This is a genomic window from Mycobacterium dioxanotrophicus (assembly GCF_002157835.1).
In the GTDB taxonomy this organism is placed as follows: Bacteria; Actinomycetota; Actinomycetes; order Mycobacteriales; family Mycobacteriaceae; genus Mycobacterium; species Mycobacterium dioxanotrophicus.
Window position 1 is genome coordinate 4730263 of the sequence record NZ_CP020809.1, and the last position, 21555, is coordinate 4751817.

At 67.5% G+C, this 21555-nt stretch carries 19 protein-coding genes; 5 read left to right on the plus strand and 14 right to left on the minus strand.

The features are described 5' to 3' along the window. Nucleotides 1-9: 9 nt before the first annotated feature. Together BTO20_RS23080 and BTO20_RS23085 are read right to left on the minus strand one after the other, a co-directional pair. Nucleotides 10-447, minus strand: coding sequence for a hypothetical protein (locus tag BTO20_RS23080; protein ID WP_157680311.1), 438 nt, complete (start codon nucleotides 445-447; stop codon nucleotides 10-12). Nucleotides 448-574: 127 nt separating this feature from the next. Continuing rightward, complete coding sequence (locus tag BTO20_RS23085) at nucleotides 575-1165, minus strand: TetR/AcrR family transcriptional regulator (protein WP_087078433.1); 591 nt, start codon at nucleotides 1163-1165, stop codon at nucleotides 575-577. 163 nt (nucleotides 1166-1328) lie between these two features. Here BTO20_RS23085 and BTO20_RS23090 point away from each other — a divergent pair, with 163 nt between their 5' ends. Genes BTO20_RS23090 through BTO20_RS23105 form a run of 4 tightly spaced genes read left to right on the plus strand, consistent with a single transcriptional unit; the run spans nucleotide 1329 to nucleotide 7529 of the window. After that, a complete protein-coding gene (locus tag BTO20_RS23090) occupies nucleotides 1329-2360 on the plus strand; it encodes an iron ABC transporter substrate-binding protein (RefSeq protein WP_087078434.1) in 1032 nt (343 codons plus the stop codon). Nucleotides 2361-2371: 11 nt separating this feature from the next. Continuing rightward, entirely contained in the window at nucleotides 2372-3940 is a 1569-nt protein-coding gene (locus tag BTO20_RS23095; RefSeq protein WP_087078435.1) for an ABC transporter permease, read from the plus strand. Then, a complete protein-coding gene (locus tag BTO20_RS23100) occupies nucleotides 3937-4998 on the plus strand; it encodes an ABC transporter ATP-binding protein (protein WP_087078436.1) in 1062 nt (353 codons plus the stop codon). Before BTO20_RS23095 ends, BTO20_RS23100 begins: the two co-directional genes overlap by 4 nt. Further along, entirely contained in the window at nucleotides 4995-7529 is a 2535-nt protein-coding gene (locus BTO20_RS23105; protein WP_087078437.1) for an AMP-binding protein, read from the plus strand. The genes BTO20_RS23100 and BTO20_RS23105 overlap by 4 nt, the downstream gene beginning before the upstream one ends. A gap of 174 nt (nucleotides 7530-7703) precedes the next feature. Here BTO20_RS23105 and BTO20_RS23110 read toward each other — a convergent pair whose 3' ends face one another. From BTO20_RS23110 to BTO20_RS40695, 5 genes are read right to left on the minus strand one after another with little or no spacing between them, the layout of a single operon-like run. Beyond that, nucleotides 7704-8504 (minus strand): acyl-CoA thioesterase, encoded by an 801-nt coding sequence (locus BTO20_RS23110; protein WP_087078438.1) that lies wholly within the window; start codon nucleotides 8502-8504, stop codon nucleotides 7704-7706. Further along, a complete protein-coding gene (locus BTO20_RS23115) occupies nucleotides 8501-9739 on the minus strand; it encodes a CoA transferase (RefSeq protein ID WP_087078439.1) in 1239 nt (412 codons plus the stop codon). The genes BTO20_RS23110 and BTO20_RS23115 overlap by 4 nt, the downstream gene beginning before the upstream one ends. A gap of 12 nt (nucleotides 9740-9751) precedes the next feature. Beyond that, complete coding sequence (locus tag BTO20_RS23120; protein ID WP_087078440.1) at nucleotides 9752-11902, minus strand: thiamine pyrophosphate-dependent enzyme; 2151 nt, start codon at nucleotides 11900-11902, stop codon at nucleotides 9752-9754. A gap of 33 nt (nucleotides 11903-11935) precedes the next feature. Continuing rightward, nucleotides 11936-13135, minus strand: coding sequence for an acyl-CoA dehydrogenase family protein (locus BTO20_RS23125; protein ID WP_087078441.1), 1200 nt, complete (start codon nucleotides 13133-13135; stop codon nucleotides 11936-11938). A 22-nt stretch (nucleotides 13136-13157) separates the two neighbouring features. Beyond that, nucleotides 13158-13508, minus strand: a complete 351-nt coding sequence (locus BTO20_RS40695) for an amidohydrolase family protein (RefSeq protein ID WP_232491259.1) — start codon at nucleotides 13506-13508, stop codon at nucleotides 13158-13160. Nucleotides 13509-13606: 98 nt separating this feature from the next. Here BTO20_RS40695 and BTO20_RS40700 point away from each other — a divergent pair, with 98 nt between their 5' ends. Then, nucleotides 13607-13843 (plus strand): hypothetical protein, encoded by a 237-nt coding sequence (locus BTO20_RS40700; protein ID WP_232490830.1) that lies wholly within the window; start codon nucleotides 13607-13609, stop codon nucleotides 13841-13843. A 601-nt stretch (nucleotides 13844-14444) separates the two neighbouring features. Here BTO20_RS40700 and BTO20_RS23135 read toward each other — a convergent pair. The 7 genes from BTO20_RS23135 to BTO20_RS23165 are packed head-to-tail and all read right to left on the minus strand — an operon-like array spanning nucleotide 14445 to nucleotide 21538. After that, nucleotides 14445-15422, minus strand: coding sequence for an FUSC family protein (locus BTO20_RS23135; RefSeq protein WP_157680312.1), 978 nt, complete (start codon nucleotides 15420-15422; stop codon nucleotides 14445-14447). Continuing rightward, a complete protein-coding gene (locus tag BTO20_RS23140) occupies nucleotides 15422-15928 on the minus strand; it encodes a (2Fe-2S)-binding protein (protein WP_087078443.1) in 507 nt (168 codons plus the stop codon). Before BTO20_RS23140 ends, BTO20_RS23135 begins: the two co-directional genes overlap by 1 nt. After that, the gene (locus BTO20_RS23145) at nucleotides 15915-16796 is read right to left on the minus strand and encodes an FAD binding domain-containing protein (RefSeq protein ID WP_087078444.1); all 882 of its coding nucleotides are present in this window, start codon (nucleotides 16794-16796) and stop codon (nucleotides 15915-15917) included. The genes BTO20_RS23140 and BTO20_RS23145 overlap by 14 nt, the downstream gene beginning before the upstream one ends. Next, on the minus strand, nucleotides 16793-19123 hold the full coding sequence (locus tag BTO20_RS23150) for a xanthine dehydrogenase family protein molybdopterin-binding subunit (protein WP_087078445.1): 2331 nt from the start codon (nucleotides 19121-19123) through the stop codon (nucleotides 16793-16795). Before BTO20_RS23150 ends, BTO20_RS23145 begins: the two co-directional genes overlap by 4 nt. Beyond that, a complete protein-coding gene (locus tag BTO20_RS23155) occupies nucleotides 19102-19893 on the minus strand; it encodes an ABC transporter permease (RefSeq protein WP_087078446.1) in 792 nt (263 codons plus the stop codon). The genes BTO20_RS23150 and BTO20_RS23155 overlap by 22 nt, the downstream gene beginning before the upstream one ends. Then, complete coding sequence (locus BTO20_RS23160) at nucleotides 19890-20741, minus strand: ABC transporter permease (RefSeq protein ID WP_087078447.1); 852 nt, start codon at nucleotides 20739-20741, stop codon at nucleotides 19890-19892. The genes BTO20_RS23155 and BTO20_RS23160 overlap by 4 nt, the downstream gene beginning before the upstream one ends. Continuing rightward, entirely contained in the window at nucleotides 20738-21538 is an 801-nt protein-coding gene (locus BTO20_RS23165; protein WP_087078448.1) for an ABC transporter ATP-binding protein, read from the minus strand. The genes BTO20_RS23160 and BTO20_RS23165 overlap by 4 nt, the downstream gene beginning before the upstream one ends. Nucleotides 21539-21555 lie beyond the last annotated feature (17 nt).

Sequence of the window (21555 nt, forward strand, 5' to 3'; positions counted from 1 at the left end):
TGCCCCGGATTACGCCTGGTTTATCGCGAGTATCAGCAGGGCGGTGATGGCAATGAGAAGCACGGCTGAGACCGCGAAGCCGCGCCACCACAGTCGTTTTGGCAACGCCAGGGGCAGCAACACCGCGCAGACCACGCTCAGCGGAAGGTAGGCGAGAAACCCGAAGATCATGCCGTAGCCGTGTGGATCCTGCGCCGGGTTCGTGGAGAATGCGGACGAGAGGACCATCCACACGACCAGTAGCCATGGCACGGCGGCACATCCACCGAGCACGGCTGCGACGATCCGCACTGCGAGCACACCTTGACTCTGACCCGGCGCGGACGCCGGTGGGTGTTGCCGCCAGTCGTACGGATACTGTTGCGGCCACTCGTAGGGATACGGCACAGCGACCGGTTCGGTGGGCCCAGCCGTGCCGCCCACAGGGTCATCGACTCCGTTCACCACGGCCTCGACCGCAGCACCCGCCCTGCACAATCCATATCTCAAGCATCGCACCGCTCATGCGGTGCTCGACGCGGCAACCTGCCGCGGCCACAAGCGCCGACTCGTCAACACCTGCCATGCCGCGGTCCTATGCGCCAGACGCGAAGGGGGCCAAGAGGAACTCGTCGACGAAGCGCACAAACGTGTCGTCCACGTGTGCGGTGTCCTCGGCCGTGAAGTACTCGATGATCAAGCCTTGAAACGCGGCCAACGCGATCCGGGACCGGGTTTCAGCAACGTGGGTGGGCATGCCGAGCGCCTCCAGCCGGGCTTGCGAGTTCCTGGTGAGCAGGGCCAGCGTCTCCCAGGTGTACTCACGGTAGGCGCTGTCCCGCCCGCACGCGGCACCGAACACCTGGAGGACGACCCTCAGGGTGTCGCTGCGGTCGCCACGCGTGCAGGCATGCCAATCCTGCATGCACCACTCGCGGTGCGCCGCCACCGACACGGGCAGATCGAGTTCGTCGGTTTCGGGTATCGCGGCCCGCTGCTGACGGTTGAGCACGTCGAGGGTCAGTTGCTCTTTGCTGCCGAAGTAGTACACGAGCATGCGGGCACTGGTGCCCATCTCAGCGGCCAGCGCCCGCAGCGATGTCTCGGTCAGCCCGGTGCGAGCGAGCACGGCGCCGGCGGAGGCGAGCAGTTCCTCCCGCTTCGCACGGTCGATCGATCGAGCCATGCCTCACTGTAATAGTTGCTTCAGGTATGGCTATCGAGCCCGACATCGTCGGACTGGCGGACGCGACGAGCACCCGTGAGGCCGGCCCAGCTAGAGTTATTAGGCAATGCTCAGCTAACCAACTCGGCAACGGGCGCCACACGCGGCGCGGAAGGAATCATCAATGCGAAGCACGTGGCGCCGGATCGCCGGTCCCATCGTCTCCGTCGCCGCGATCCTCGCGCTCACCCTGGGTGCGACGGCCTGCTCGACGAGCTCGGAGAAGAGCGACGAACTGCTCATCTACAACGCTCAGCACGAGTCGCTGACCAAGGAGTGGATCGACGCCTTCACCAAGCAGACCGGCATCAAGGTGACCTACCGTCAAGGCGGGGACACCGAGTTGGGCAATCAGCTGGTCGCCGAGGGGGGCGCCTCCCCGGCCGACGTCTTCCTCACCGAGAACTCGCCCGCCATGGCCGCGGTGGAGCGCGCCGGCCTGTTCGCCGACGTGTCCGCGGACACCGTCAAGCAGGTGCCCGAGCAGTACCGTCCGGCGAGCGGCAAATGGACCGGTGTCGCAGCCAGGACCACCGTCTTCGCCTACAACACCACAAAGCTGCGGCCCGAGCAGCTGCCGACGTCGCTGCTCGATCTGCAGCAGCCGACGTGGAAGGGCCGCTGGGGCGCGCCGCCGGCCAAGGCCGATTTCCAGGCCATCGTCGCGGCCCTGCTGGCGCTCAAAGGTGAACCCGCGACCGCCCAGTGGCTGGCCGGCATGAAGACCAACGCCGTGCTGTACAAGGACAACATCGCGACCCTCAAGGCGGTCAACGACGGCGAGGTCGACGGCGGTGTGGTCTACCACTACTACTGGTTCCGCGACCAATCGAAAGCCAAGGAGATCAGCGGCAACACCGCGCTGCACTACTTCGGCAACGGCGACCCGGGTGCGTTCTTGTCGTTGTCCGGCGGCGGTGTGCTGAAGTCCAGCAAGAAGCAGCAGCAGGCTCAGCAGTTCCTGCAGTTCATCACCAGCAAGGCCGGCCAAGAAGTCCTGCAGAACGGCACGTCGTACGAGTACCCGGTGGCCAGCGGTGTCCCTGCCAATTCAGCGCTGAAGCCGCTCGACCAGTTGCATCCGCCCGCCGTCGATCCCTCCGATCTGGACGCCAAGAAGGTGTCCGATCTGATGACGGCCGCGGGTCTGCTCTAGGCACTGACGCCGTGGCAGCCCCATCGGTCGTCGGGAAACAACTCCCGCCACGGGCCACGTCCAACCGGCCGGGTCCGGTGGTGACGGCTGTCGTGGCGCTGCTGGTGGCCGCCAGCTTCATCCCGATCGGCTATGTGGGCTGGGCGTTCGTCAGCACGGGGCCCACCCAGGCGGCCAAACTCCTGTTGCGCCCCCGCGTCGGCGAATTGCTGTTCAACACGGTGGGTTTGGTGCTCATCACGGTGCCGTTGTGCGTGCTGATCGGCGTCACGGTGGCCTGGCTGGTGGAACGCACGGACCTGCCTGGTCGCGCACTGTGGCGGCCGTTGTTCGTTGCGCCGCTTGCCGTTCCGGCCTTCGTGAACAGCTACGCGTGGGTCGGGGTGGTGCCCTCGCTGCACGGCCTGGCCGGTGGCGTGCTGGTCTCGACGCTGTCGTACTTCCCGTTCGTCTACCTGCCGGCCGCGGCGACGCTGCGCCGCCTGGACCCTGCGGTCGAGGAGTCGGCCCGCACGCTGGGTTCCGATACCGCGGGCGTGATGTTCCGGGTGGTGCTGCCCCAGTTGCGGCTCGCCGTTCTCGGCAGCGGATTGCTGATCGCCGTGCACCTGCTCGCCGAGTACGGCGCGTTCGCCATGGTGCGCTTCGACACGTTCACCACGGCCATCTTCGAACAGTTCCAGGCAACATTCGACGGCGCAGCGGGCAGCATGCTCGCCGGGGTGCTGGTGTTGTGCTGCCTGGTGCTGTTGGTCGCCGAGGCCGGTGCCCGCGGGCAGGCCCGCTTCGCGCGGATCGGCGCCGGAGCGCCGCGACGACCCGAACCGGTTCAGTTGGGCCGCTTGAGATTACCGGCACAGGCCGCACTGCTGGGGCTCATGCTGGCAGCGTTGGGTGTGCCGGTGTGGACCATCCTGCGCTGGCTGTGGATCGGCGGGTCCGCGGTGTGGGAGATCGACGATCTGGGCCCGGCGCTCGGCCAGACGATCGGGCTCGCGACCGCGGCCGCCATGATCACCACGATGCTGGCGTTTCCGGTGGCATGGGTCGCCGTGCGCTGCAGCGGAGCACTGGCCAGGATGGTCGAGGGCGCCAACTTCGTCACCAGCTCGCTGCCCGGCATCGTCACCGCGCTGGCGCTGGTGACCGTCACCATCCGGGCGGTGCCGCCGCTGTACCAGACGGTCTTCTTGATCCTGGGCGCCTATGTGCTGCTGTTCACGCCGCGTGCACTGGTGAGCCTACGGGCGGGGCTCGCGCAGGTACCGCTCAATCTGGAGGAGGCCTCGCGCTCGCTGGGCAGCGCGCCATGGGCCACCTTCACCCGGGTCACCCTGCGGCTCACCGCCCCCGCCGCCGCGGCCGGCGCATCGCTGGTGTTCGTGGCGGTGGCCACCGAATTGACCGCGACCCTGCTGCTGGCACCGACCGGCACCCGCACGCTGTCCATGCGGTTCTGGTCCTACGCAAGCGAACTCGACTACCCCGCGGCGGCACCGTATGCACTGATGCTGGTGGTGCTGGCGATCCCCGTCACGCTCATCCTGTTCCGCCAGTCGACGAAGGTGGCCGCGCTGTGACCACACCGACCCTGAGTACCCGCGTCCTGGCCAAATCCTTCCACGGCAGCACCGTCCTGCACGGAATCGACCTGGACCTCGAGCCGGGCACCATCACCGCGGTCGTCGGCGCATCCGGGTGCGGAAAGACCACACTGTTGCGGCTCATCGCCGGATTCGAGACCCCGGACGCGGGAACCGTCACCATCGACGGACGCGAGGTCGCCGGGCACAGCTGGGTACCGCCCCATCAACGCCGCGTCGGTTACGTGGCCCAGGACGGGGCGCTGTTTCCCCATCTGACCGTCGGCCAGAACATCGGCTACGGGCTGCGCGGTGTGCTACGCGGAGCCCCGGCACGCGCCAGGATCACCGAACTGCTCGAAACCGTCTCCCTCGACAGCTCATTCGCCGACCGCCGACCGCATCAACTGTCCGGCGGTCAGCAGCAGCGCGTGGCGCTCGCGCGTGCCCTGGCCCGCAAACCCGCGTTGATGCTGCTCGATGAACCGTTCAGCGCCCTCGACACGGGACTGCGGGCATCGACCCGCAAAGTGGTCGCACGCACTCTCTCCGAGGCCGGGGTGACGACGCTTTTGGTCACCCATGATCAGGAGGAGGCGCTGTCACTGGCCGACCAGGTCGCGGTGATGCGAGATGGGCGGTTCACCCAGGTCGGCCGTCCGATGCAGGTGTACCGCCAACCCAATGACCGGTTCACCGCGGAGTTCCTCGGTGACTGCATCGCGCTGCCGTGCACTGTGACGGACGGGTTCGCCGAGTGCATCCTCGGTCGGGTTCCTGTGCAGCCGGAGACCGCGGACGGCCCCGCCACCGTCATCCTGCGGCCCGAACAGCTTGTCGCCACCGCCATTTCGGACTCCGAAGCGCGCAGCCGGACCTCCGGCGGATTCGGCACCGTCATCGCGACAGAATTCCTGGGCCATGATGTGCTGTTGACCATCGACCCATCCGGCGACACCGCACCTGTCACGGTGCGCCAGCACAGCCTCAATCCCCCGGCGATCGACACCAAGGTCCACATCGACGTGCACGGAACCGGAACGGTTTTCCGGTGACTCCATCAGCCTCGCTGGTGGATTGCCTACGGTCCCACGGTGATCGCGTCGCGGTGCACACCGAGACAACCCAGCTGACATACCGCGACCTGGCCGACGAGGTCACCGCGACCATGCCGTCGCTGGGCACCGGCCGCCGGCTGGTGCTGCTGGAAACCCGCAACGACACCGACACCCTGACCCGTTATCTGGCCGCACTGGCGGCAGGCCACGTGGTGATCCCGGTACCTGCCGACCGCGATCACCACGCGATCATCGACACCTACGACCCCGACACCGTGATCGAAGCGTCCGGGATCCGCCATCGCCACCGCCGTCCGGTCCACCGCCTCCACGACGACCTGGCGCTGCTGATGTCCACCTCGGGCAGTACCGGATCCCCGAAACTTGTGCGGCTGTCGCGCGTCAACCTGATCAGCAATGCCGCCGCCATCGCCGATTACCTCGACATACGCGAAACCGACCGGGCAGCAACCACATTGCCGCTCTCGTACTGCTATGGCCTGTCGGTGGTGCACAGTCATCTGCTGCGCGGCGCCGGCCTGATCCTCACCGGCCGCTCCGTTGTGGACGACCGGTTCTGGGAGTTGTTCCGTCGCCATCGCGGCACCAGCCTGGCCGGGGTGCCGCACACCTTCGATCTGCTCGACCGGATCGGCTTCGACGCGATGGAACTGCCGCACCTGCGCTACCTCACCCAGGCCGGCGGGCGCATGCCACCCGAGCAGGTCAGCCGGTGGGCAGCACACGCCAGCGAACGGGGCCGCAAGTTCTTCGTGATGTACGGCGCGACCGAGGCCACCGCCCGCATGGCGTACCTCCCACCGGAATTGGCGCTGTCACATCCCGGCTGCATCGGACGGCCCATCCCCGGCGGAGTGCTGTCGATCGACTCGAACGACGACTGGCCGGCCGGCACCGGTGAACTCGTCTACCGCGGCCCCAACGTCATGATGGGATACGCGCAGCGACCCGGCGATCTGGCGCTGGGCGCCACCGTCGATGAGCTGAGAACCGGTGACATCGCCCGACGCGGACCCGATGGCCTCTACGAGATCGTCGGCCGCAGTAGCCGTTTCGTGAAGCTCTACGGGCTGCGGATCGACCTGCAGCGTCTGGAGGCGGCGCTGCGCAGCCACGACACCGCCGTCCTGTGCGCCGAGGACGAGGACAGTATCGCGGTGGCCGCAACCACGCCACGCAGTGCCAGCGAGCTGCAACAGCTCACCGCTGCGGCCGCGGGAGTCCCGGTCACCGCGGTGCGCGCGGTCGTGGTCACGGAGCTGCCGAGGCTGACCTCCGGTAAACCGGACTATCCCGCGGTGCGCCGGCTGGCCGCCATGCCAGATCCCGACGCGGGAAGCGACGCTGTGGATCTGCGGCGGCTGTTCGCCGATGTCCTGCACCTCGACCCCACCACCATCGACACCCGGGCCAGTTTCGTCGACCTCGGCGGGAACTCGCTGACCTACGTGGCCATGTCGGTCCGGCTGGAACAGGCCCTCGGTCACCTGCCCGCGCAATGGCATCTGATGCCGTTGAACCGGCTGCAGCCCACCACCGCACCCAGGCGTCGCTGGGGGTCGACGGTGGAGACGAGTGTGGCGCTGCGTGCTGCCGCCATCGTGCTCATCGTCGGATCCCACGCAGATCTGTTCAAGCTGTGGGGCGGGGCCCATCTGCTGCTCGGTGTGGCGGGATACAACTTCGGCCGTTTCTGCCTCACCCCGGTACCACGGCGGCAACGGGTTCTGCACCTTCGCAATACGATTGCCTGGATCGCCGTGCCGTCGATCGCATGGGTAGCCATCGCTCTGGTCCTGACCGATGACTACCACCTGTCGAACCTGTTGCTGGCCAACAAGTTCCTGGGGCCGCCGGACAGTATGACGGCGGGCAGACTGTGGTTCGTCGAAGTGTTGGTCTGGATACTGGTGGCATTGACCGTGGTGTCTTGGCTGCCCGGAGCCGACCGGTGGGAGCGCCGACGACCGTTCGCATTCGCCGCGGCCGCACTGGTTCTGGGACTGGCGCTGCGCTATGACCTTCTCGGGTTCGGTCTCGGTCGCGAGGCCTGGTTCACCGTACTCGCGTTCTGGTTCTTTGCCGCAGGCTGGGCCGCGGCGAAGGCGAGCACGCTGTGGCAACGGACGATCGTCACGGCTGTGCTGGCCGTGGGCCTGCACGGCTACTTCGGCAATCCCGACCGGGAAATGTTGGTACTGGCCGGATTTGTGTTGCTGATCTGGCTGCCCGCGCTGCGCTGCCCCGCAGCTGTGGCGGGGATCTGCGGAGTGCTCGCCGAGGCGTCGCTGTACATCTACCTCACGCACTACCAGGTGTATCCGCTGGCCGGCGGCCACCCGTTGCTCGGGGTGGTGCTGTCACTGGCGACCGGGGTGGCGCTGACTCGGCTCGTCATGGCCGTCCGCAAGCGCATGGCAGGCAGGCCCGCCGGATTGCCGACGACGAGCACGCCCGCCACCCGGACAGTGCCCGCAGAGCCGACGACCGGCAAGATCGCACCGTGAAAGAAAACGTGATCGCCTTCGACTGCGATGGAACGCTTCTCAAGAGCACCGACCAGCGGACCATCGCGCCGGCAGCGTCTTCCTTCCAGACATCCAGCCCGACATCGCCATCGACGACATCGAGGATTGTGACCTCGGCCTGCTGAACCTCATCGTCGGCTGATCCGCGATCGATCACTGCGCGGGACGCTCGGTGACCAACCCCTCCTGCACGAGCGTTGCGGCGACCGAACCGTCAGACCCGATGAGGCTTGCGGTGGCGACACCGCGTCCGCGCGCGGCCGCCGGTGACCGCGCCTCGAGCAGATTCCACCGATCGGCACGCACCGGCCTATGAAACCAGATCGAGGAATCGGTGGTACCGCTGCGCAACACGCGCGACCGCATGCTGTGTCCGTGGACGGCCAACACCGGGTCGATGCCGTACAGGTCGGTGATGTACACCGCGACGACGGCGTGTACCCGCGGGTCGGCCGGCAGGTCGGTGGTGACGCGCCACCAGAACCGGCGCACGAACGCCTCGGCCGAGCCGGCGTCGTCGACGCGGATATCGAACTCCCCCAACGGCAGTGACGGAGCCGGCCCGGGCGGCCCCGTGTGTTGCAGCGTCTCGGGGTCGCCCGGCAACGGCATGTGACCGTGTTCGGGCCCCGGTAGTTCCGTCGCAAAAGACACCGTGGCCGCGGTCAGGAACCGATCGTTCTGATAGGACTCGACCCGACGGGCGGCTGCCGTGCGGCCATCGTAGAGCTGCTGTACCCGGTAGTGCACCGGTGCTCCCGCGTCGCCACCGCGCAGGAACTGCACGTGCATGTTGGTCGGTGACCGGTCTGCCTCCACGGTACGGCAGGCCGCGGCCAGACTCTGGGCGGCCAGTTGCCCGCCGTACGCCCGTTTACCGTCCGGCCCCATGCTCTCACCGCGGTAACCGTCGCCCTCGGCGCGCACGTCGAGCACCTTCAGCAGTGTGCTCACCGGGTCGAACCCGTTGCGACAGTTCCTGATTCGGTCAGTGCGGCGATCTCTTCAGCACCAAGGCCGAGGTGTTCGGCCAGCACTGCGGCGGTGTCGTCGCCGACGGCAGGCGCAGGCACTGCGGGCGGATATACCCCGCCGATCGCCATCGGCAGGCCCGGCGCCAGGTACCGCCCGACACGCGGTTGGTCCAGCGGCGTGAACAGCGGGTTGGCCGTCACGCGCGGATCGGTGGCGACCTCGGTGAAGCTGCGGTAGCGCTCCCACAGCACCGACGTGCCCGACAGTGCCGCAGCGATCTCCTCGGCGGTGTGCTGGCTGAACCACAGCGTGAACAGGCCGGTGAGCGCGTCGCGGTGGGTGTAGCGCTGGCCCTCGTCGGAGAAGTCGGCACCCAGCGCCTCTGCCAGTGCCGCAACGGCTTTCGTGGTGCCCGTGACCTCACTGAGGTCGCGGAAGTGCCGGCCGGTGAGTGCGACGAGCATGAAAGCCACCCCGTCGCTGCTGGTGAAGTTCTGCCCATAGGTGCCGAAAACAGTGTTGCCCAGCCGCTCGCGTTCGGTCCCGTTGATCATCACCTCGGTGAGGAATCCCAGGTTGCCCGCCGTCGCCAGCGCCACATTCTCCAACGGAATGCTGATCCGGCTGCCTTCACCCGTGGCGTCGCGATGACGCAGCGCAGCACTGACCGCCAGCGCGACGTAGAGCCCGCAGCTGATGTCCCACGCGGGCAGGACGTGATTGACCGGGGCAGCGAGTTGCGCCGGCCCGGTCACCAACGGGAACCCGAGCCCGGCGTTGACGGTGTAATCGACCCCGGTGCCGCCGTCGGCGCGCCCTGACACCTCGACGTGGATCAGGTCGGGCCGTGCCGTCACCAACTCGCCGTACGAATGCCATTGCCGGCCGGTCACATTGGTGACCAACACGCCGGCCTCGGCGATCAGCCGCTGCACCAGCCGTTGGCCTTCGACCGATCGCATATCGGCGGCCACCGAACGCTTGCCCTTGTTGAGCCCGGCCCAGTAGATGCTCTCGCCGCCCTCGGTGACGGGCCAGCGGTGATAGTCGGCCGCTCCGCCGATCGGATCGACCCGGATCACCTCCGCGCCCAGCTGGCCGAGTGTCATCCCGGCCAGCGGCACCGCGACGAAGCTGGAGATCTCGATGATCCGCACGCCCGCAAGGGGTGCCGGCGAGGAGCCGGTCAGATCCGGCGTTGCAGGTTCGACCATTCGGTCAAGCTATCAAGCGCGGTTGCCCACGAGCTTCATCGCCGCGGCCTCGATGGTGTCCTCGGAGAGCAGCACCCGCAGCGCGGCGTCACCCAGCGGGATGAAGCTGTCACTGCTGGCCACCCGTGCCACTTTCCCGGTGTACCCGTGCGCGAGCAGCTCGGCGAGCACACCTTCGCCGACGCCACCGGTTTCGCGGGTCTCGTCCACGATCAGAACCCGGTCGGTGGCGTTGGCCTCCCGCATGATGTCGTCGACCGGAAGCGGGGCCAGCCAGCGCAGGTCGACCACGCGTGCGGCGATGTCGTGATCTGCGAGCCGGCGGGCCACCCGCAGGCTCATCCACAGGCCGTTGCCGAACGTGAGAATCGTGAGGTCGGAGCCGTCGCCGTAGGTGCGGGCGCGTCCGACCTGCACAGCGTCGGTCGGATAGGACGCGAGCCATTCCCCGTCGCCATCGGCATACAGATCCTTGGTGTGGTACAGCGCGATCGGTTCGAGGTAAAGACACACCGCGCCAGCGGTTTTCGCGGCTGCCACGCAGGTGTGCAGCATGGCAGCAGCATCGTCGGGGCGGGCAGGCGTCGCGATCACCACCCCGGGGATGTCCCTGATGGCCGCGATCGAGTTGTCGTTGTGGAAGTGCCCGCCGAAGCCCTTCTGGTAGCCGTAGCCGGCGATGCGCACGACCATCGGATTGCGGTACTGCCGGTTGGAGAAGAACTGCAGGGTGGCGCCTTCACCGCGGATCTGGTCGGAGGCGTTGTGCAGGTAGGCCAGGTATTGGATTTCGGGGATGGGCAGCAGTCCGGAGACCCCGGCGCCGAGGGCCAGGCCAAGGATGGTCTGTTCGTCGAGCAGCGTGTCGAACACCCGCGCGGGGCCCGCACTGCCCTGCAGCCCGCGGGTGACACCGTAGACGCCGCCCTTGCGCGCGACGTCCTCACCGAACACCATCGCTTCCGGGTTTTGGGCCAGGACATCCTTGAGGGCGCGGTTGATCGCCAGCGCCAGGGTCAGTCCGTCGGCGGGCGGTCCGGGAGCGGCGACGGCGACCGCCTTGGCTTCGTCGAGAGTGTCGCGCAGTGGCCTGGTGACCGCTGCCGCACTGTCGAGCTGTGGCGATTCGCTGACTTCACGCGCCAGGTCGATCACCTCGGCACGCTTCGCCTCGTAGCGCTCAAGCACCTGCTGCGGGGTCAGGATGCCATGTCTGACAAGCAGTTTCGCGGTGTTCAGCACAGGATCCCGGTCGAAATCGCCGGTGATCTCGTCGGGTTTGCGGTACGCCGGCTCGTAGTCGGAGCCGGCGTGGCCCATCAGTCGCACGGTGCGCAGATGCAGGAAGGCGGGTTTGCGCTGACTACGCACCCAGGTGGCCGCGGCCAGCGCGGTGTCGTAGGCATCGGCCAGGTCGCATCCGTCCCCGGCGAAGTACTGCAAACCCTCCCGGTTCGCGTAGGTACGGGCTACCCAGCCCCGCGGTGTCTTGGTGCTGATACCGATGCCGTTGTCCTCGCAGACGAACAGCAACGGCATGGGCAGGCCCTGGTAGGAGGCGTGCAGGGCCGCGTTGATGGCACCGACCGCGGTCGAGTGGTTGGCCGACGCGTCGCCGAAACTGCACACCGTCACGGCGTCGTCCGGCCAGGCGCAGGGCACGTCGAGCTTGCGGGCCCGGGCGGTCGAAAACGCCACGCCCACGGCACGCGGGAGATGCGACGCGATGGTCGAGGTCTGCGGGATGACGTTGAGGTCGTGGCGGCCGAACACCTTGTGCCGTCCGCCCGAGATCGGTTCGGTGGTCGCGGCGACCAGCCCGAGCAGCACGTCGCGGACGGCATCCGAACCGTCCACCTGCGCGGCGCGGGCCAGATAGAAGCCGCCGGACCGGTAATGCAAAAGCGCGGGGTCGGTCGGGCGCAGCGCGGCCGCGACTGCCGCGTTGCCCTCGTGCCCAGACGAGCCGATGGTGTAAAAACCCTTACCCTGCGACCGCAGCCAGCGTGCTGCGAGATCCAGGTGACGGCTCGCGAGCTGGGTGTCGAAGAGCGCCAACGCCTTCGGCACGGTCAGCGCCGACGCATCGGGCCAGGTTTCGGCACCAGGCCGGCCCAGCGCCGAGACGGTCGAGGTGAAGTATTCGTCGATGGACTCTGCCACCTGACCTCCTAGAGCTCGTGGCTGGTTGACGGCTCAGCGGAACGCGCCGACTCCGGTAAGTGCCTGCCCGACGATCAGACTATGCATCTCGCTCGTGCCCTCGTAGGTCAATACCGATTCGAGGTTGTTGGCGTGCCGCATGACCGGGTACTCGCCGGTGATGCCGCTGGCCCCGAGGATGGTGCGGGCGGTGCGAGCGATCTGGATGGCCTCCCGCACGTTGTTGAGCTTTCCGACGCTGACCTGCTCGGGCACCAGGTCGCCGGCGTCCTTGCGGCGGCCCAGGTGCATCGCCAGCAGAACGCCCTTGCCGTACTCGAGCGTCATATCGGCAAGCTTCTGCTGCGTGAGCTGGAAGCCACCGATCGGTCGGCCGAACTGTTCTCGTGAGCGCGCGTACTCGAGGGCGGTCTCCAGGCAGTCCCGCGCGGCACCGAGCGCGCCGAACACGATCCCGAACCGGGCTTCGCCCAGGCACCGCAGCGGTGCGCCGAGGCTCGTCGCCCCTGGCAGCAACGCGCCCTCAGGGAGGCGGACGCCGTCGAGAACCAGTTCACTGGTGACCGACGCACGCAGGGACAGCTTGGATTTGATGGTGTTCGCAGTGAAGCCCGGTGTGTCGGTGGGGACGACGAATCCGCGGATGCCGTCGTCGGTCCGCGCCCACACCACCGCGACATCGGCGACCGAGCCGTTGGTGATCCACATCTTTGTGCCGGTGAGGATCCAGTCGCCGCCCGAACGCGTCGCCCGCGTCCGCATGCCCGACGGGTTCGAGCCGTGATCGGGTTCGGTCAAGCCGAAGCAACCGATGCGGTGCCCGGTCGCCATGTCCGGCAGCCACTGCTCTTTCTGTTCGTCACTGCCGAACGCGTAGATCGCGAACATCGCCAGCGACCCCTGCACGCTGACGAGGGAACGGATGCCCGAATCGCCTGCTTCGAGTTCGAGGCATGCCAGGCCGTAGGCCACGGCCGAGGTGCCCGCGCAGCCGTAGCCCTTGAGATGCATGCCGAGCAAGCCGAGTTCGCCGAGTTCGACGGCCAGTTCGCGCACAGGCAGGTCACCGTTCTCGTACCAGCTCGCAATGTGCGGATTGATCTTGCGCTGCACGACCGAACGGACGGTATCGCGGATCTCGCGCTCCTCGGCGTTGAGCAATGCGTCGATTCCGATCAGCGCATCGGCGCTCATACCGGCCGAAACACCCTGGGAGACAGCGGCTTGGGTCATATGGTCTGGACTCCTTGTCGGTTCAGCAGCATCCGGCGACGCGAGCCGGCTCGGCGGCAGGCGCCACTTCGCCGCGCCAGCGCACGGAGCGGCTCGGCGGTGGGGTCTGTTGGCTGCGGGTTTCCACCAGCGGTACGCCGTCGACGAGCACCGTCGCGATTCCCGGCAGATCACCGAGCGCGAAGCACTCCAGCGCATCGTGCGCCGTGGAACCCGTGATCGGGCCGAGCACCAGCAGGTCGGCGGGTGCCCCTTCGGTCAGCACACCCGTGTCGAGACCATGCGCCTTGGCGGTCTGGCCGGTGGCCGCTGCGATGGCCGCCACCGGATCGACACCGCAGACCGACGCGAGGAAGCAGATGTTGCGCAGCATGCCCCGCGGGATGACGCCCGTGCCGCCGGGGGGTGTCGGTGCCAAGCGTCAGCCGCCCCAGCTCGCCGCGGGCCGACAACTCTTCCGCGGCGAGCTTAGTGGCCCGGAAGTTCATCGAGCTGCACACTTCGATGTTTGCCGTCGGCACGTCGGAGATGATCGCCAGGATGTCCTCGTCAGGCGGTGGGATGGGGCCACCCGAGATGTGGCCGACGATGTCGGGGCGGACGGCGACCACGATGTCACGGCCTGCGACCCGGCTCGATCCCGACCGCGACACCCCACCCGAGTGCATCTTGACGGTCATGCCGCGTTGGTGGGCCCACTCGACGTAGCGCTGGGCTTCCCCGTCGCCCAACCGGTTCCAGTCGTAGAAGATGAACTTGAGCTGGTCGATGCCTTCGCGGTGGGCCCGGTCGAAGTGCTCCTCGGTCATGCCTGGCACGAGCAGCACGGTCCCCGCGCTGAGCTTGACGCCGGAGGGCCGGGCCCGACCTGTGGTGTGTTTGGACGTGATCGCGATGCTCAGTACGAGTTCGGGCGTGAGTGCCGCGAAATCCAGTCCGGGGATGTGCAATTCGCCTGCCGATACCATCGATGTGGTACCGCCGTGCAGGTAGTTGCCGATCCATCCGATCGAATTCTGCGCCGGCGTCCATTCGCCGAATGTCGGGTGCACGTGACCGTCGACGAGGCCGGGCATCACCGTGAGTCCGCCGGCCGAGAGCACGCGGTCGGGATGGGGGTGGTCGACCCCGATGCCCGCGATGCGTCCGTCTTCGATCAGCAGCGTGGTGTCCCGCAGCGGTTTCCTCGTGGCGTCGCCATGCACCAGGAGACCGATGTCCTCCACGAGCAGGATGGTCACGCAACCTCCAGAATCAGTGTTTGGATTTTGTATACACTATCCGATAATCGATGTCCGGTACAGACCCGCTACCGTTCCCGGTAGGCCCGGATCGACGCCGGGATCGCGAAGACCACCACCGCGACGATCACGGCACCGGCGAGATTCATCGCGAGCCGGACGCCGCCCTCGTACCACGGGAACAGTTCGGGATACTCGCTGATGACGAGCAACACCGGCGGCCCGGTGATCGCCCACCACGTGTAATTGACCGGACGCAGGGCCATCGCGAGCAGGAAGAGCACGACGGTCACGCCGATGGTCACCGGCGCGGGCGGCTGAACGCCGAGCAATACCGCGGCGATCACCGCTCCCACCGTGTTACCCGAAAGCCGTTGCGCCAACCGCATTCCGGTCTGTGACTGACTGGGTTGAATGGTCAGCAGCACGCTGGTGACGAGCCAGTGCCCACCCACCAGGTCCACGGGAAGAAGCGTGACGGCGGACGCCGCGACCCCGACGGCGGCACCGACCCGCAGCGCGTGTGCCCAGCCGCCTGCACGGGGCGACGCGGGTTCGTCGGGCCGGTCGCGCGCACAGCCGAACCAGACCGCCCAAGCCACGCCTACGACGGCAGCGCCCAGCACATACGGCCACAGCGCGCCGAGGCCACGCGCGCCGTCCAGATCGGTCGCGAGCAGCACCACAGCCAACCCGGCGGTGGCGCCCACCCGGGCCACCAGTGCCCCGAACATGGCCGCCCCGACGGTCACGGCCAACAGGACGGCGGGGTATGGCGTGCTCAGCACCACGATCACGCCACAGACCACTACGGTCGCGGCTCGCGCACCCATTGTCTCCATTGCCGCACGGCGTGTGGTGGGCAGCTCGGGCACCGCGGTCAGGACGAACCCGAGGGCCACGGCCGAGCCCGCTTCGGCGTGGCCGGACATGGCCGGGACGATGAGTATGGCGCCCAGCGCGAACGCCAGGGCCACGCCCATGCCCCACCGGCTGGAGCCGACCGGACGCAGCAGTTCCGGCGTGCGGAGTCGACCGGCAGGCATCATCCTGATCGATCTGCGGCATCCAGCACCGCCTGCACGATGCCCTGATATCCGGTACAGCGACAGATGTTGCCCGACAACGCCTCCCGCACCGAATCCTCGGTCAGCGGCTTCTCGGTGTTCGGGTCACGCAGCAACTCCACCGCGGTGACGAGAAAGCCGGGCGTGCAGAAACCGCATTGCAAACCACCGCGTTCGGAGAACGCCTGGCGTAGCCGCCGGGTCTCCTCGAACTCGTCGAGGCCCTCCACGGTGGTCACCCGTAGCCCGTCGACCTGCACGGCCAACATGAGGCAGGTGCGCGCGCTGCGGCCGTCGACGAACACCGAACAGGCGCCGCACACGCCATGTTCGCAGCCGAGATGCGTGCCGGTCAGGCCCAACTCGTCGCGCAGGAAATCCGCGAGAGTCAACCGCGGCGGCACGGTGCGCTGCACGAGCCGACCGTTGACCACCACCGAGATCGCCACGCCCGCCGTGTGTTTGACGGTATCAACGCCGTCCATCGGGATTCCCCTCCAGGATTGCGAGCCGCCGGTGCGCGTCGGCCAGCGATTGCCGCACCGCAGCCTCACACAGCCGGCGCCCGTAGTCCGGATCCTCGGCGGACGGCTCGGTCGACTGTGCCCAGCGGGTCGCGAGGGTGTCCCACAGCCGAGCCGACGGTCGTTCGCCGACGACGTCGTCACCCATGAACAGCAGCGGCCGGTCGGCTGCGCTCAACACCGCACACCGCAGCGACGCGATGCGTCCGTCTGCTCCGACGGCGAGCACGCAGCCGGCCCCCGCGAGCCCGTAATCACCGTGCTGGTGGGCATATTCGACGAAGCCCCAGCCCTGACCGGCGCGGGTCGCGGGCACCGAGATCCAGGTGATGATCTCGTCGGGTTCCAGTGCGTTGGTATAGAGCGACACGAACATGTCTTCGGCCGGGATCTGGCGGCGCCCACCGGATGCGGAATCGCTGTGAAACGTTGCCCCGAGAACCAGGGTCGCCAGCGGCATTTCGGCGGCGGGATCGGCGTGGGCCACCGATCCGCCGATGGTGCCGCGGTTACGGATGCCGACGTGGCCGATGTAGCGCGCGGCGTCGGCGAGCAGCGGAGCCCGGGCGGCGATCAGCGGATCCACCTCGACGGTGCGGTGCGTGACGAGGGCACCCAGGATCAGATCGTCGGTGTCGTCGAAGATCCGGGTGAGTTCCTCGAGCCTGCCGATGTCGATGATCGCACTCGGCCGGGCCAGCCGCAGATTCATCAACGCGATGAGCGACTGTCCACCCGCCATGAGTTTGGCGTCCGGGTACGTGGCGAGCAGTTCCAGCGCTTCACCAACGGTGTCGGGCCGAAAGTACTCGAACGCAGCGGGTTTCACGATGCCTCCAGGGCCCGGAACACCTCACCTGTGGAGATCGGTGTGCTGTCGACGTGGAATCCGCCACCGACGGCATCGTCGACAGCGCAGGCCACGGCCGAGTAGACGGCGATGGTGCCGCTCTCCCCCGCACCCCGCACCCCGATCGGATTCACCGGGGTGTCGACGTGCAGATGCCGCACCCGCACGTACGGCAGGTCGGTGCTGAGCGGCAGGTGGTACGCGGCGAATGTGGTCGACTGCGGCTGGCCGGACGCCGAATACCGCCATTGCTCGAACAGCGCCCCACCCACGCCCTGTGCGACCCCGCCGATGATCTGGCCCTCGACGATTTTCGGGTTGATCTCGCGGCCGCCTTCGTGTGATACCGCGTAGCGCAACACTTTTACGATGCCGGTGCGCCGGTGCACCCCGACGATCACGGCGTGCACACCCATCGTCCAGGTCACGGTCGGCACCCGATACACGGCGGTCACATCGAGTGCGCCACCGCTCTCCTGATCGCCGCCGAGAGCAGCGGCACGGGCGAGTTCGGGCCAGCTCACGGAATGTTCTGCGGCCACATGGAATCGGCCGTCGGTGTACTGCACGTCGGCTTCGTCGGCGCCTGCCAGCCGTGCGGCTCGCCCGGTGGCCAGTTCGACGAGTTCGTGGGCGGCCTTGTGTACGGCCGAACCGGCGAGGATCGCCGAGCGACTCGCGAAGGTACCGACGCCATCGGGCAATCGTTCGGTGTCGCCAGGGACGTAACAGACCTGCTCCATCGGCACCGCCAACGCTTCGGCGGCCACCTGTGCGAACACGGTTTCGTGGCCCTGGCCCGCGGACGCCGCCCCGGCGGTGACCTCGAAGTGCCCGTCGGGCAGCAACCGGATCCGCGCGGTCTCGTGCGGGCCGCGGCCCGTCGCCTCCAGGTAGCAGGACAGCCCGTACCCGATGCGGTACTGCGGATGTGTTGCCGCGCAAGGTGTCATCTCGTCCCGCGGCAGCGATTCGAGCACCGACTCCAGACACGCACGGTAGTCGCGGCCGTCATAGCTGATCGGCACGCCGTCCCGGTATGGGATGGGCCGCGCGTAGGGCAGGTCGGCGTCAGTCAGCAGGTTGCGCCGCCTTATCTCGTCCGACGACAACCCGAGGGCGGCGGCCGCGGCGTCGAGGCTACGTTCCAGCGCGAACGTCGCTTCGGGCCGGCCGGCACCGCGGTATTGCGCGACCAGGGTCTTGTTGGTCAACGCGGCCCGCCCGGCAATGTCGGCCGCCGGTATCCGGTAGGGGCCGAGCAGGTGGATCGCGGTGTTGGCGATGATGCCTGCGACCCAGAGGCTTCCGGCGCCGATGTCGACGACGAAGTCGTCGGCCCATGCCACGATGTGGCCTTCTGCGTCGAGCGCGAGCCGGGTGCGATGGATCTGATCACGTCCCTGCGCGCTGGCGACCAGGTGTTCCTGACGGTCCTCGACCCAGATCACCCGGTGGCCCGTACGCCGGGCCAGCATCGCGAGCAGAATCTCCTCGCCGTACACGTTGGCCTTGGTGCCGAAACCGCCACCGACATCGGGCACCGACACCTTGATGTCCTGACGGGACCAGCCGGTCACGGCGCAGATGGCGTTGCGCACCATGTGTGGAACCTGGGTCGAGGTGGTCAGCTCGACGCGTTGCCGACGGGGGTCGAAGTGCGCGAGCACGCCCCGGCATTCCAGCGGGACCGCGCCGTGCCGGTTCATGCGGTAGGTTCCGGCGACAACGTGTGCGGCAGCGGCGAATGCGCGCTCGGGATCACCGAACGAATAGCGCAGCCGGGCTGCTTCGTTGCCGTCGAGATGGTCGAACAACACCGGACTGCCCGGTTGGAGCGCCGACTCCGGATCGGTGACTGCCGGGAGTGCCTCGTAGTCGATCTCGATGGCTTCCAACGCATCTTCGGCGCAGTACCGGTCCTCGGCGACCACCACGGCGATCGGCTGGCCGACGTAGTGCACTCGATCGGAGGCGAGGATCGACAGCCGCTGCTCGGCCAGCACGCACGAGGTGGCCGCGGTGAACTGCGGATCCGGTGTGGTCAAGCTCGGGATCGGCACCCCGCACAGCCCGAGGCCGGCTGCCGTGAAAACACCCACCACGCCGGGCATCCGGGCCGCGACCGCGGTGTCGATCCGCGTGATGACGGCGTGTGGCTCGCTGGAACGTAGGAACGCCACGTGGTGTGCGCCCGCCGCGTGATCGGCCACGAACTGCCCGTGTCCGCCGAGCAGCCGCTCGTCCTCGCGGCGCCGCACCGAGCTGCCGATGTAGCCCCGGCTCAATGGAGTCGTTTCTCCCACTGCCACAACGCAATCGAGATGCCGAACGAGATCGTGATCAGCAGCATGATCGTGGCGACCATGGACGGGTAGTCACCGTGGCTGTAGGCCTGCAACACCACCCGGCCCAGACCGCGACGGGTCGCGAAGAACTCGGAGAGCACCACGCCGACCACCGCCAGGCTCACGGCCAGCCGGATACCGGTCAGCAGCGGGCGCCGGATCGCGGGAATGATGATGTGCACGAGCATCTGCCACGCGCTGGCACGCACCGAGCGGGCGAGTTTCCAGTAGACGCGCGGGATCTCCTGAACACCGGTGGACACGTTGATGAGCACCGGGAACAACGCGAACAACACACCCATGACGACCTTGGAACCCGTCAGGCTGAAGATCGGCAGCAACACCGGGTACAGCACGATCTTGGGAATGCCGTTGAGCATGATCAGCATTGGCTCGAAGATCACGCGCAGTCGCTCCGAAAGCCCCAGCAGCAGCCCCAGTCCCCCGCCGATCGCGGTTCCGATGACGAAGGCCAGGAACACCGATTGCGCGGTGACGCGCAGGTCGAACAGGTATGCCGGGTCCGAGAGGTTGTCGATCAGCACACCGATGGTCTGCACGGGTGACGGGATCACGAAGGTGAGGTCGGAGAACACCTCCCACACGATCGCCACCAGGACCGCGAGCACGGTCGCGCCCACGGCCTGGTTGCCGAGCAGCGCGCGGATCCGCTGCGTGGCCGACCCGGTTTTGGTTGGTACCGAGGCCTTTTCCACCGTGGCGGTCATCGGTACCTCCCCCGCAGCAGGACGCGTTCCACCAGCGCCAGCAGCACGGTGAGGATGCATGAGAGCACCAGCACCACGGCGATGTAGGCGAACATCTCGTTGTTGTTGAAGATCTCGTAGAGATAGCGGATGCGGTAGCCCAGGCCGGCCTGCGCGGTGGTGAACTCCATCGCAATGGTGCCGATCAACGCGTAGACCACGGCCAGGCGCAGTCCCGCGACGATGAACGGCCCGGCCGCGGGAATCGCGATCGCGAACAGGGTCTGACGCGGGGACGCCTTGAGGGAACGGGCGAGCTTGAGGTACACCGGTGGCATCGAGTTGAGCCCGACCGCGGTGTTGAGCGCCATGGGAATCGCGGCCATGACCGTCGCGAGGATGATCACCGACGTGGCGTTGATCCCGACCAGGACGATCATCACCGGATAGAACAGCACGAGCGGCACGGCGTAGAACGAGACCAGATACGGCTCGAAGATCCGCCCGACCGCGGGCACTTTCCAGAACACCAGGCCCGCTGCGAATCCCAACAGGCTGCCGAACACGATCGAGAACGCCACCTCGAGCCCGGTGCGCGCGGCGTCGTCCCAGAACTGCGGTTGTCCGAGCAGGCGGCCCAACTCGGCCAGGATCACCGACGGCGCGGGCAGGACGCGATCGCTCCACCACCCGGCCTTGGCACCGATCTCGGCGAACACCAGGAACGCGACGATGAGCACGACGGTCGAGATGCCGCTCACTGCGAAGTTGTTCAGCCTGCGCCTGCGCGGCGCGGGGTGCGGCCGGCCGGAATCCGGTGTCATCGTCTCGGTGGGCAGGTCATCTTGTGCCACATAGGAAGTCGTCACGTGGTGGCAGCCTCCTGCTGCTTGAACCCGCGCATCGATTCGGCCTGCAGCGAGGTCCAGATGCGGTTCTGCAGCTCGTTGAATTCTGGCGTGGAGACCATGCCTGCGTCGCGTTCGTCCGGCAGGTCGATGTCGACGACGTCGATGATCGACCCCGGCCGGTACGACATCACCCACACCTGTTGGGACAGCAGGATGGCCTCCGAGATGTCGTGGGTGACGAACACGATGGTCTGATGCGTGCGGGCCCAGATCTGCCGGACCTCGGCGCCGAGGAACAGCCGGGTCTGCTGGTCGAGCGCCGCGAACGGCTCGTCCATGAGCACCACCTCAGGCTGCACGGCGAACGTGCGAGCCAGCGCGACCCGTTGCCGCATGCCGCCGGAAAGCATCGAGGGATACGACTTTTCGAAGCCGCCAAGGCCCACGAGTTCGATGGCATCCTTCGCGCGTCGCCGACGGGCGGCCTTGTCGGTGCCGATCATCTCCATCGCGAATGCCACGTTCTCCTCGACCGTGCGCCATGGCAGGGTCGAATCCTCCTGGAACACCACACCGATCGACGGATCAGGGCCTGTCACCGGTTTGCCTGCCACGCGCACTCGGCCCGTCGAGGCCTTCTGCAAACCCGAGATCACAGCCAGCAGAGTGGATTTCCCGCATCCGCTCGGCCCGACGATGGACACGAAGCTGGAGTGCGGCACATGCTGGGTGATGTCGGTTACCGCAGTCACCTTGCCTGCTGGGGCATCGAAGACGACGGATACGTCCTCGATCCGGATGCCGTCATGATCCATGGGGTGCGCCTCTTCCG

What these genes read in the sequence shown, in the direction of transcription:
- BTO20_RS23085 (WP_087078433.1), bottom strand. Translation starts at nt 1,165, where the DNA reads ATGGCTCGATCGATCGACCGTGCGAAGCGGGAGGAACTGCTCGCCTCC.
- BTO20_RS23090 (WP_087078434.1), top strand. Translation starts at nt 1,329, where the DNA reads ATGCGAAGCACGTGGCGCCGGATCGCCGGTCCCATCGTCTCCGTCGCC.
- BTO20_RS23115 (WP_087078439.1), bottom strand. Translation starts at nt 9,739, where the DNA reads ATGGTCGAACCTGCAACGCCGGATCTGACCGGCTCCTCGCCGGCACCC.
- BTO20_RS23125 (WP_087078441.1), bottom strand. Translation starts at nt 13,135, where the DNA reads ATGACCCAAGCCGCTGTCTCCCAGGGTGTTTCGGCCGGTATGAGCGCC.
- BTO20_RS40695 (WP_232491259.1), bottom strand. Translation starts at nt 13,508, where the DNA reads ATGCTGCGCAACATCTGCTTCCTCGCGTCGGTCTGCGGTGTCGATCCG.
- BTO20_RS23135 (WP_157680312.1), bottom strand. Translation starts at nt 15,422, where the DNA reads ATGCCTGCCGGTCGACTCCGCACGCCGGAACTGCTGCGTCCGGTCGGC.
- BTO20_RS23140 (WP_087078443.1), bottom strand. Translation starts at nt 15,928, where the DNA reads ATGGACGGCGTTGATACCGTCAAACACACGGCGGGCGTGGCGATCTCG.
- BTO20_RS23155 (WP_087078446.1), bottom strand. Translation starts at nt 19,893, where the DNA reads ATGACCGCCACGGTGGAAAAGGCCTCGGTACCAACCAAAACCGGGTCG.
- BTO20_RS23165 (WP_087078448.1), bottom strand. Translation starts at nt 21,538, where the DNA reads ATGGATCATGACGGCATCCGGATCGAGGACGTATCCGTCGTCTTCGAT.